The 11,683-nt window shown below is 53.6% G+C and carries 9 protein-coding genes and 1 pseudogene; 6 read left to right on the top strand and 4 right to left on the bottom strand.

Annotated elements, in window-relative coordinates; genetic code table 11:
• Nucleotides 1-33 precede the first annotated feature (33 nt).
• The gene (locus tag POG22_RS15310; protein ID WP_498906207.1) at nt 34-666 is read left to right on the top strand and encodes a methyltransferase domain-containing protein; all 633 of its coding nucleotides are present in this window, start codon (nt 34-36) and stop codon (nt 664-666) included.
• A 70-nt stretch (nt 667-736) separates the two neighbouring features.
• Here the strand turns inward: POG22_RS15310 and POG22_RS15305 are convergent, their stop codons facing one another.
• Complete coding sequence (locus POG22_RS15305) at nt 737-2,542, bottom strand: ShlB/FhaC/HecB family hemolysin secretion/activation protein (protein WP_498906206.1); 1,806 nt, start codon at nt 2,540-2,542, stop codon at nt 737-739.
• A gap of 848 nt (nt 2,543-3,390) precedes the next feature.
• Here POG22_RS15305 and glpX point away from each other — a divergent pair.
• Nucleotides 3,391-4,428 (top strand): class II fructose-bisphosphatase, encoded by a 1,038-nt coding sequence (gene glpX, locus POG22_RS15300; RefSeq protein ID WP_026097326.1) that lies wholly within the window; start codon nt 3,391-3,393, stop codon nt 4,426-4,428.
• Between the two features lie 110 nt (nt 4,429-4,538).
• A complete protein-coding gene (locus POG22_RS15295; protein ID WP_017658539.1) occupies nt 4,539-5,825 on the top strand; it encodes a glutamyl-tRNA reductase in 1,287 nt (428 codons plus the stop codon).
• Between the two features lie 99 nt (nt 5,826-5,924).
• On the opposite strand, the gene POG22_RS15290 is transcribed toward POG22_RS15295, so the two are convergent.
• The gene (locus tag POG22_RS15290) at nt 5,925-6,881 is read right to left on the bottom strand and encodes an ABC transporter permease (RefSeq protein ID WP_498906203.1); all 957 of its coding nucleotides are present in this window, start codon (nt 6,879-6,881) and stop codon (nt 5,925-5,927) included.
• A gap of 309 nt (nt 6,882-7,190) precedes the next feature.
• On the opposite strand from POG22_RS15290, the gene POG22_RS15285 reads away from it, so the two are divergent.
• Nucleotides 7,191-7,322 carry a hypothetical protein gene (locus POG22_RS15285; RefSeq protein WP_498906201.1) on the top strand — a complete coding sequence of 44 codons (132 nt, stop codon included), beginning with the start codon at nt 7,191-7,193 and terminating at the stop codon, nt 7,320-7,322.
• A 90-nt stretch (nt 7,323-7,412) separates the two neighbouring features.
• Entirely contained in the window at nt 7,413-9,227 is a 1,815-nt protein-coding gene (locus POG22_RS15280) for a sugar phosphorylase (RefSeq protein WP_063714774.1), read from the top strand.
• Here the strand turns inward: POG22_RS15280 and POG22_RS15275 are convergent.
• Entirely contained in the window at nt 9,219-9,731 is a 513-nt protein-coding gene (locus POG22_RS15275) for a pentapeptide repeat-containing protein (RefSeq protein WP_498906199.1), read from the bottom strand. The genes POG22_RS15280 and POG22_RS15275 overlap by 9 nt on opposite strands.
• 244 nt (nt 9,732-9,975) lie before the next feature.
• On the opposite strand from POG22_RS15275, the gene proB reads away from it, so the two are divergent.
• A complete protein-coding gene (gene proB / locus POG22_RS15270; RefSeq protein WP_498906196.1) occupies nt 9,976-11,097 on the top strand; it encodes a glutamate 5-kinase in 1,122 nt (373 codons plus the stop codon).
• Here the strand turns inward: proB and POG22_RS15265 are convergent.
• Nucleotides 11,055-11,683 (bottom strand): annotated as a pseudogene (locus POG22_RS15265) (hypothetical protein); the annotation flags it as partial. The gene proB and the pseudogene POG22_RS15265 sit on opposite strands and share 43 nt — an antisense overlap.

The following is an 11,683-nucleotide window of genomic DNA, read 5'->3' as shown; positions in this document are numbered from 1 at the left end:
TTTTGTGATTTTTGATACATTTTTTCTTGCCGGATGCACAGGAATTTCCAATTTTACCTCTTTTTCGGGTTCTCGAAGCCATGTCAAGACTCCTCTAAGCCTTACGTCGTAAGCTTTTCACTTCTTTTCAGCAAGCCCTACCGAGAACGCCTCCAACCCCACACCCGGATTTTCGACATAATGAGTAGCTGGGTGTCTCACCTTCCCGACGAAATACCCTTCGATCGCGTGGAAGGCCACGGATTGAACGAAGCAGAACTGTCGAAAAACCCTCAACTCGATGCTTACTTCGTCCAAAACCTCAACCACACCCCCAAACTTCCCCTTCCCGACAACAGCTTCGACGCCGTTCTCAATGCGGTATCCGTTCAGTATCTCCAACACCCCGAAACAGTGTTCGCCGAGATTCACCGCATTCTCAAACCCGGCGGAATTGCCATTATCAGTTTCTCGAACCGGATGTTTTATCAAAAAGCCATCCAAGCGTGGCGAGACGGAAGCGAAGCCAGTCGTGTCGAACTCGTCAAACGCTATTTTCAAAGCGTCCCCGGTTTCGGCGAACCGGAAGTTATCGCCCGTCCGAGCTCCGTTCCCCCCATTCTACAAATGATGGGAATTCCCGGCGGCGATCCGTTTTACGCCGTTATCGGAACGAAGAAATCCTAGAAGGGGGAGCAGGAGAGCAGGGGAGACAAGGGAGAAACTGTCAACTGTCTCCACTGCTCGCTGTTCGCGGTCAAAACGGTTGCCATTCGATGGAAAAGTAGAGTTCCTGACGCTCGAATACGTCGCGATTGTCCCGTTCCTCTACCTCGATGAGGGGGATTCCCCAATCGACTTTAGCCGAAAGGCGATCGGCCAGATCGAACTGCAAACCGACCCCGACAGAAACCAAGGTGGTGGGATCGGGAGGAGCTTCGTCGAGGTTCCAAACGTTTCCTACATCGAGGAAGGGGCGAATTTCGAGGCGATCGCTCCCATTGTTCGCCGTCCAGACGGGAAAGCGCAACTCGGCCGAGGCAAAGATACCGTTATCGGCCAGGAGTAAATCTTGGCTGTAGCCGCGAACGCTGAAATTTCCCCCCAAACCGAAGCGTTCGAGGGCGACGAGGGAAGTAGTCGAAAGCTGTACGTCCGATCGCAGCAGCAGCGACACGCCTCCTTCAGAAAGTAAGCGAAGATACTGCGCTTGACCCCGCCACGCGAGAAATCGGCTGTCGGGAGCCGTTCCGTTGACGGTGGCGTCGAGGAACGGAATCCCCCAACTAAACTGAGAGCGAGCGGCGAAAACCTGTTCGGGGCCTCGTTCGGTCCACTCTTGGAAAAACCGCAAGATCGACAGTCGCGTTTCGCCATCGTCGTTCGCCCCGTTCGACAAGGGAAAGCCGACGCCGAGCAGTTCCGTATCGCTTTCTCGACGGGAAACTGTCAACCCCAAGGCTAACTCTTGGCGGGGATTGAGAATCACTGGCTGGCGATAAGTCAGTTCGTAGTCGCGCGAATCGGCGGTAATGTCGAGTTCGTCGAAGGGATCTTCGATAATTTCGCTGCCCGTAATGCGGAAATACGCCCCGATCGTACCGTTGCGGGGGTTTATCGGCACCGTATAGGAGGCTTCAAATTCGTCGCTTCCTTGAGTGCGACTGTAGGAGAGGTCGATCGCGTCGCCGATGCCGAAGAGGTTGCCTTCGCGCAGTCCGACTGTACCGCGATAGGCGCCGACTGTGGGAGAGCGACCGTTATCGACCCGCAACAGGGGACGGAAGGTTTTCGCTTCGCTAATTTCGACTTCGAGCAGGTTTACACCGGGACGCGATCCCGCCGACAGTTCGGCGGAGAGGTTTTGAATGAGGGGATCGAGTTGTAAAAGCTGTAACGCTTCGAGGAGATCGTTGACGTTGAGGGGGGCGTCGGTGGCCAGTTCCAGGCGCGATCGCACGTAACCGGGGTTGAGACGGCGATCGCCCGTGACGACGATTTCCTCGAGGGCGCCTTCTACCACGCGAATTCTGACGATGCCGTCTTCGATGGTTTGAGGCGGGAGTAACGCCCCAGAGGTGATGTAGCCGTTATCGACGTAGAGCTGCGTGACGGCCGATCGTGCTTGGAGCAATTGCGCGAAGGAGATTTCCTGACCGATAAACTCCTCGAGAACTGCATCGAACTCTTCTTGAGAAAACACCGTGCTGTTTTCGACTTCGTAGCCTCGAACGTCGATGGTACCTTCGATGGACTCTAACCCTTCGTCGAATTCCGTACCCTCTCGCGGCCGAAGGAGTTCTTCAGGTGGCGGCAGCGGTTGCGGAATTTCGGGTTCGGGTAATGGGGGTTCTTGAGGATCGGGTCGCAGTTGGGCGATCGAATTCCGTCCAGTGTCGATCGATTTTTCCGTGAGGAAGGATTTAGCCAGTTGTGCGTCAGCCGGGGTTGCGATAACTGCATGGCTCGCGACGAGGGAGCCGACGACAAGTAGGTTACGACCGATGTTCGACCACTCAAATCTCGCACGTAGATCGAGTGAAGGACGATCGATTAGATTCATGACCGAACGTTTTAGGAAGTTGCATCCCGAGTTTGGCACAAAATTTTGAGATCTGATGGTAAATCGATAAAAAATACAAATTTTCGTATTTATGCGTAAAAGATTTACGTATTAATTACTGAGATGACTCGATATTAATTACTGAGATAACGAGATCGGAAATTACAGAGGTCGCGGTTGACTCGGTCGCGACGAACGCGAATACGACCGATCGTTGTTTCTTTGCGAGCGATCGCCCCGTCAAAAAAATTCAGGTTTAGAAGCAAAACTTAACACAAACCCAGGGGTTCCGACCCTCGCGCGTATCCGACCTCTGGTAGACTTTAGCTGATGCCGCGAGCGTGCAACCCGCCCGACCGGTGCGGTAACAGGGGTCAGTTGTCGGGAAATCGAACTTCGACAGTCACCCCCAAGACGCGCGTTGCGGCGATCCGTCGAACACACAGTTGGAAGTCGGGACAACCGAACGCACGAGTCGCTCGATTCGTGTCGGAGGTAAGGAAACGGTCGATCTCTGGCGAACCTCGAACGCGAAAAGACTGTGTCCCGAATCACGGGACTGGCTCGAGAGACACCAACGAGCCACCTGCTTCTCGTACAGACGCGAAAGTCGAACTTATCTAGTACGGATTCGTGCGTACAGCTTTCGAGTCGGCCGTTCCCGGTCGAGATGCCTGTTGTCTCTAGACGCGATCGCGCCGACGAAAATCGGGAGTCACCGAGCGACCCTACACTATCCCCGCCGGGTTGGTGCTGGGACTTGTCACCACTGGCATCGTTCGTTCGCGTGCTTCGCAACGGAGTTTTATCGCAAGAACGAAAAGTCACCATTTGGGAGGATCGAATCTGTGGAAAGCACCCTGGGTTTAGAAATTATCGAAGTCGTCGAACAGGCGGCTATTGCATCGGCTCGCTGGATGGGTAAAGGCGAAAAAAACACCGCCGACCACGTCGCAGTCGAAGCGATGCGCGAACGCATGAATAAAATCCATATGCGCGGTCGCATCGTGATCGGGGAAGGAGAACGGGACGACGCGCCCATGCTCTACATTGGCGAAGAAGTGGGTATCTGCACCCAAGAGGACGCCAGCCAGGTTTGCAACCCCGACGAACTCGTCGAAATCGACATTGCTGTCGATCCCTGTGAAGGAACCAACCTCGTCGCTTACGGACAAAACGGTTCGATGGCGGTGCTGGCGATTTCCGAAAAAGGCGGACTGTTTGCTGCCCCCGATTTCTACATGAAGAAACTGGCAGCCCCCGCCGTGGCCAAAAACCACGTCGATATTCGCAAAAGCCCGACTGAAAACTTGAAGATTCTGGCCGACTGCATGGATCGGACGGTCGAAGAATTAGTGGTGGTCGTGATGGACCGTCCCCGTCACAAAGAGCTGATTCAAGAAATTCGGGCGGCTGGGGCGCGGGTGCGTCTGATTAGCGACGGAGACGTTTCGGCAGCGCTCTCCTGTGCCTTCTCGGGAACCAGCGTTCACGCGCTGATGGGTATTGGAGCCGCTCCCGAAGGGGTGATTTCGGCGGCTGCCATGCGCTGCTTGGGCGGTCACTTCCAAGGACAGCTCATCTACGATCCCGACGTGGTCAAAACGGGACTGATCGGAGAAAGCAAAGAGGGCAACATCGATCGCCTCAAGAGCATGGGCATCGAAGATCCCGATAAAGTGTACGAAGCCGAAGAACTCGCCAGCGGCGAAACCGTCCTGTTTGCGGCTTGTGGGATCACCCCCGGAACCCTCATGGAAGGGGTGCGCTTCTTCCACGGCGGCGCGCGCACGCAATCTCTGGTGATTTCCAGTCAAAGCAAAACGGCTCGGTTTGTAGATACCGTTCATATGTTCGACGAACCGAAATACTTGCAACTGAGATAAACGCCGTTTTTGACGTCCGTTCGTTGCTTCTATGCAAAATATAGAAGTAGCGGACGGCTTTCCGTTCGACCTACCCAAACCCAAATTAACAACTAAACCTTAACAAAATTATGAATATTGCTGTTGTTGGGTTAAGTCACAAAACAACGCCAGTTGAAATTCGCGAAAAGCTGAGCATCCCCGAACCCCAAATCGAAAGCGCGATCGCGCAATTGTGCAGCTATCCCAATATCGAAGAAGTTGCCGTTCTCAGCACCTGTAACCGACTCGAAATCTATTTCATTGCCAAAGATACCGAGCCGGGGGTTCGCGAAGTCAGTCAGTTTCTCGCCGATCGCAGTCACATTTACCTGCCCAAACTGCGCCCTTATCTGTTCGTTCTCTTGCACCAAGATGCGGTCATGCACTTGATGCGAGTCAGCGCGGGATTGGAAAGTTTGGTGCTTGGGGAAGGCCAGATTCTCGCCCAAGTTAAAACGACTCACAAATTGGGACAAAAACACAAAGGGGTCGGCCGCGTCCTCAACCAACTGTTCAAACAGGCCATCGGAGCGGGCAAACGAGTCCGCACGGAAACCAGCATCGGAACCGGTGCGGTGTCGATTTCTTCGGCGGCGGTAGAACTGGCTCAGATGAAAGTGTCCGACTTGGCGACGCAGCGTCTCTGCATCGTTGGAGCGGGGAAAATGGCGCGGTTGTTGGTACAACACGCGATCGCTAAAGGCGCGCGCCAACTGACGATCGTGAACCGCTCGACGCATCGGGCCCGCGACCTCGCCGAGAAATTCCCCGATGTGGACATCGCCGTACGTCCCCTCTCGGAGATGACGTCTGCGGTTGAAGAGGCGGATATGGTCTTTACGAGTACTGGTGCCACCGAACCGATCCTCCACCGCGACAACTTGCAACCGGTGGCTCGCGAGGGCTTGATGTTGTTTGATATTTCGGTTCCTCGAAACGTCCACGCCAATGTCAGCGAACTCGACGGCGTGCGCTGTTTTAATGTGGACGACCTCAAAGCGGTGGTGGCGCAAAACCAAGAAAGTCGCCGTCAAATGGCCATGGAAGCTGAAGTCCTCCTCGAAGCGCAAGTGGCCGATTTTGAAAATTGGTGGCGTTCCCTCGAAACCGTTCCGACCATCAGTTGCTTGCGTCGTAAGGTGGAAACAATTCGGGAACAGGAGTTAGAAAAAGCGCTGTCTCGCTTGGGAACGGAATTCGCTGAAAAACATCAAGAAGTGATCGAAGCTCTCACTCGGGGTATCGTCAATAAGATTCTGCACGATCCGATGGTTCAACTGCGGGCGCAACAGGATATTGAAGCTCGCCGTCGCGCCATGCAAACGCTTCATACGCTGTTCGATTTAGAGATGGAGGAAGAAGCCGCTCGCGGTTGAGGCGATCGGTTCTGAGAGCTATCTCACATTCGGGGCGGTACTGGAAACAGTATCGCTCCTATTGTTTGTCGGGTGTAAGTCACTCATCATCCCATCCTCTCAGTAGCGCACTCTCGGATCGAGCCAACTGTAGAGTAAATCGGCAATTAAGTTAAAGGCAACGATTAAAATGGCGTAAATGAACGTAATCGCCATGACGACGGGGGTGTCGCTGCGGTAAATCGATTCGATGAGTAACGCACCGATACCGGGAACCCGAAACACCTGTTCGGTGACTAACGCTCCCGCAAACACCGCCGGAATATCTAACGCGACCAGCGTCACGACGGGAACGAGTGCGTTTCGCAAGACGTGGCGCTTCACCACCGCAAACGCTGACAGTCCCTTGGCGTAAGCGGTGCGAACGTATTGCTGGTTCAGTTGCTCGAGAATCGACGATCGCACGAAGCGCATTAACATCGCCGACTGATACAATCCCAACACCGCGATCGGCATAATCGACTGTTTCACTTGCGCCACGAAACTGCCCCAATCGCGGACTTCGAGGGTGCTGTTGTAGATAAACGGGAACCAATCGAGACGGACGCTAAAGAGCAAAATAAACAGCAATCCCGTAAAAAACGGCGGCAGCGAAAACCAGAGAAAGGCAAACACCGTCACCGCGCGATCGAACGTCGTATGGCGTTTTAACGCCGAAATCGTTCCCAAGGGAACCGCCAACATCACGGCGAACAGGTAGCCCAACCCCACCACAGACAGCGTTGTGGGAAGTCGTTCGGCGATCGCCCGACTGACGGGGGCGCGACTGGTGAACGAATATCCCATATCTCCCTGTAGGAACGCTAACGCCCATTTAACATAGCGAACGTGAGGGGGTTCGTCGAGACCGAGCGATCGCCGAATATTTTCCCGAACTTCTGCGGTAATGGCGGGATTGGTGGCAAATTCCCCCATCGGATCTCCGGGTGCTAGGGTCAAAATGCTGAAGATAACAATACTGATGGCTATCAGCGTCGGAATAGAAAATAACAGTCGCCGCAGCAAATATTGGGTCATTTTACACGGAACTTGAAGACTTGACGCGCGAGGGAATTTTTCGCTAATTTGTCCGAAACTGCTCGCCTTCTCGGAAGGTTGAGCGACCAGCGTTGCCCTAGCTTCAACGATTTTACCTTAGCTTTAAAATTCAGGTTCTCTTAACATATCGGGGATCTACTCGTTCCTGCTGCGGTAACTTAGCAGTCAATTCTATTTCGCGTTCTATCTTACCCTAACCTCTAACTGAACAACGGAAACGGGGTGACAGATCGCTTCCCACACCGTTCGCTGCCAACACCATTCTAAGGAGGCGATCTTCGTTCGTCGATGAAGTTTACACGAAAGTCCCAGGAGGCGATCTCCAGTTTTCTGTCAGCACGCGACGAGCGATCGCCGACTGCGTCCTTCACGCCAAACTTCGTCGCGCCTTTGGGATCGCGAACCCACTGCAAGCCGTGACGATCTCTCCGAGTTCGCTACGGTTTTCAGTCTTCGTACCGAACCCTTTCCCGTCAGCCTAACTGTCAACATTTACCTTTTAATTCGCTCATGACCACAACCAAAATCAGCGATCGCCGAGAAACGTTGGAGCGTCGAATCCAACCGCTACTCGAACAGATTTATAGCGAACAAGACGCCCTAGCTCTGCTCGAGCGCATCTACGATCTCGTCTGTGAAGACATCGCCGAATTTGTCGATGAAGACTTTGGCAAATGGAGTCAGAAAAACATTCTACTTATTACCTACGGCGATAGTTTAAAACGACAGAGTGAAAACCCCCTCGTCACGCTCGAACAATTCCTAACGGAATATCTCAACGAGACGATTACCGGAGTTCACATTTTACCGTTTTGTCCCTACAGTTCTGACGATGGCTTTGCCGTAATCGACTACTTGAAAGTCAACCCCGAACTGGGAAATTGGAACGATATTAAATCGATCGCCGAACAGTTTAACTTGATGGTGGATTTGGTGATCAACCACGTTTCGAGTCAAAGTCGCTGGTTTGAAGAATTCAAACGGGGCGAAAAACCCGGACGGGACTATTTCATCACCGTCGATCCCGACACCGACGTTTCGGACGTCGTTCGTCCCCGCAGCAGTCCGCTCTTAGTTCGCGTCGAAACCACGGAGGGAGAAAAATACGTTTGGGCGACGTTCAGCGAAGATCAAATCGACTTGAACTTTGCCAATCCCGACGTTTTAATCGAGTTCGTCAAAATCCTGCTGTTTTACGTTCGCATCGGTGCCAAGTACGTTCGCCTCGATGCCATCGGTTATTTGTGGAAAGCGATCGGAACGTCCTGCATTCATTTACCGCAAACTCACGCGGTTATTAAAGTCTTGCGGGAAATCCTACAATTCGTCGATCCGGTGGTGGCGTTGATTACCGAAACCAACGTTCCCAACCGCGAAAATCTCAGTTACTTCGGCAACCGCAACGAAGCCCACATGATTTACAACTTCAGTTTGCCGCCGCTGCTGCTGAACGCGTTGTTACAGGGAAAATCCGACCACCTGAAAACCTGGATGATGAGTATGCCTCCGGCACCGATCGGTTGTGCGTATTTGAACTTTACGGCGTCTCACGACGGTATCGGCTTGCGTCCGACGGAAGGGTTGCTGACTGAAACTGAGTACGAGCAACTGGTGACGACGATGAAGCGGTTCGGCGGCGAAATCAGCATGAGGCGACGGGCTGACGGGACAGAAAGTCCTTACGAAATCAATATTTCTCTGTTCGATGCGTTGAAGGGAACCGTCAAGGGGGAAGACAACTGGCAAGTTCAGCGGTTCCTCTGTTCTCAGACGATTATGATGTCCGTCGAAGGCATTCCCGCGTTTTATATTCACAGCTTGCTGGCGACGCCCAACGACAAAGAAAACGTCAAACGCACCGGACGCAAGCGATCGATCAACCGCCACCAGTGGGATTACGACGAGTTACTCGATCGCCTGGAACATCCCGACACGCCCCAGTCGATCGTGTTGCGAGAACTCCGCCGTTTGTTGGCCGTTCGTCGCCGCCAACCGGCATTTCACCCCAACGCCACCCAGTACACCTTACATCTGAAAAAAGCGCTGTTCGGCTTTTGGCGTCAAAGTATCAACCGCGATCAGAGCATTTTTTCGATTCACAACCTCAGCGATCGCGTGCAGAAACTCTACCTGTCGGAAATCAATCTCGTCTGTACCGATCCTTGGTGCGATCTGATTAGCGGCAACATTATCGACGATATCTACGAGACCGTCGTTCTCGAACCCTATCAATCTGTCTGGATTACCAACAAGTTCGACGAGAAGGACGAGATCGGACAGACGAACGGCCATCGAAACCATGCGATCGCCTCGGACTCACTTTAGACCGATCGCACCCGAGAGATCGGCGTCGGTAAAATTTGTCTCCTTGCGGGTACTGTCTGAGAAATCCACATCGCTCAAGTCGGCCTCGGTGAAGTCGGCCTCGCTTAAATCCGCTTGGCTGAGGTCGGCGTCACTCAAATCCGCTCGCGTGGCGATCGCTCGGCTGAGGTTGGCCTCGCTGAGATCGGCGCTGCTCAAATCCGCTTGCGTGAGGTTGGCGCCGCTGAGGTTAATTCCGCTCGAGTCCGCGCCGCTGAGGTCGGCATCGGTCAAATCGGCGCCGCTGAGGTTGGCGTAACTCAGGTCGCTTTGGCTGAAATCGACCCGCTGGAGGTTGGCACCGCTGAGGTTAATTCCGCTCAAGTCGAGTCGGCTGAGGTCGAGTTCGCTCAAGTCGTTGTCTTGAAAGCTCGCCCAGTCGAATTTTTGGGCGCACTCTTGCAGGTATTTTTGAAATCGCTCGTATTCGTCGTTTAAACGGGCGATCGCCTGTTCGTCAGCCATGATAGATTTCTCTCTAGAGCGTTCTGTTGGGATTATAACTTAGGGGAGCTTGGTAAGCGTTAAAGCTAGCTCGAACGCTTCCGAACTCTTGGGCGATCGCTCGTTTTAAATCATTTTAAAAACCCCTATGAAAGTCAATCTAAAATATTATTAAAAACTATAGAATATTGAATTAAAATCGGGTAAAATAGAGAGTCTACTTCAGCGATCTGACTGTTTTTACGTTTTCCCAAACTCCCTTCACATGGACTCCCAAACCCTCGTCGTTAAAATTGGAACCTCCAGTCTCACACACCCCCAAAGCGGCGATCTGTCCCTCTCCACCCTCGCCAGTTTAGTCGAAACCCTAACGCGTTTGCGCCGTCGGGGATACCGCCCGGTTCTCGTCTCGTCCGGTGCGGTGGGCGTCGGCTGTGCCAGACTGGGACTGAGCGATCGCCCGCGACGACTCGCCACAAAACAAGCCGTGGCCGCAGTGGGACAGGGACGCTTGATGCGGGTCTACGACGACTTGTTTACCTCTCTCCAACAGCCGATCGCCCAAATCCTCCTCACGCGTCAAGACTTCGTGCGACGGAACAGCTACGTCAACGCCTACAACACCTTTCAAGAACTGTTACGTCTCGGTATCGTTCCCATCGTCAACGAAAACGACACCATCGCCACAGACGAGCTGAAATTCGGCGATAACGACACGCTCAGCGCCTTAGTCGCCAGTTTAGTCGAAGCAGACTGGCTGTTTCTCCTCACCGACGTCGATCGCCTGTATTCGGCCGATCCTAACCGCGACCCCAACGCCAAACCGATTTCTCGCGTCGGCCATCCCAACGACTTAGACAATTTAGAGGTGGGAAACTCTCGCAGCGGTTGGGGAACTGGGGGGATGCAAACGAAAATTTCTGCGGCCCGCATCGCCACCGAAAGCGGCGTTCGTACCGTCATCGCGTCGGGAAACGTTCCGGCTAACATTGAAAAAATCCTCGCGGGGGAGGAACTCGGAACCCATTTCGAGCCGCAAGTGAAGACGGAAACCGCCCGCAAGCGTTGGATCGCACACAGTTTGATTCCCCATGGAAAAATTTATCTCGATTCGGGGGCGACGATCGCCGTGTGCGAACGGGGAAAATCGCTGTTGGCGGCGGGAGTGGTCAAAATCGACGGGGACTTTCAAGTCGACGATGCGGTGATGCTGTGCGATCTCAGCGATCGCGAAATCGGACGGGGCGTCATCAACTACAACAGCCGCGACTTAGCGAAAATCTGCGGCGTTCGCTCGGAACAAATTCCCGAAATCCTGGGCGATCGCGCTCGAGATACGGTCGTTCACCGCGATAATTTAGTGTTGCTCGATCGCGGACAGGTGTAACCGTCGTAACGGTAGCCGTTGATATCTGGAAACTCGTCGTCGTCGAACTCGTCGCAACGGAGATCGTCGGACATTTCTTCGGCGTGGAAGTTCGCCAACCACACATCGACAGGTGTGGGGAAGTCGGCGATCGCTCGATTTAAGGTTTCGGTGGGGTTTTGGTTTTCGAGTTTGTGAGCCAGGAGAAAGTGCGAGGGTTGAGAAAAGCCGATTTTTTCCAATTCCCACGCAATGGCGATTAACCGCCCCGTTTGTCCGTGGTGTTTGTGGGTGGTGGCGACGAGAACTGGAACGTCGTCGGAGGTTTGGGCGATAAACTGAGCCAGGCGATCGCCTCGGTGGTTTTGTAAGTAACCGACGTTCGCTAAGATGCTGAAACTTCCGATGAAGGCGATTCCTACAACTGCGAGAACTTGGGATTTTTGGCGGTTCCACAGGGAAGCCAGACGAGCGGCGACGAGAATAACGACGGCGGGGAATAGGGGGAAAAAGAAGCGGGGCGCCAAGGTGAGATCGCTTCCAACGCCGTAGGTCACACCGAGTAAGATGATGAGAGTGGTGAGGAGGTAGAGGGAGAGAGGGGGAG

The organism is Geitlerinema sp. CS-897, from assembly GCF_028368005.1.
GTDB lineage: Bacteria > Cyanobacteriota > Cyanobacteriia > Cyanobacteriales > Geitlerinemataceae > Baaleninema > Baaleninema simplex.
This window is presented reverse-complemented; position numbering and strand designations above follow the sequence as displayed.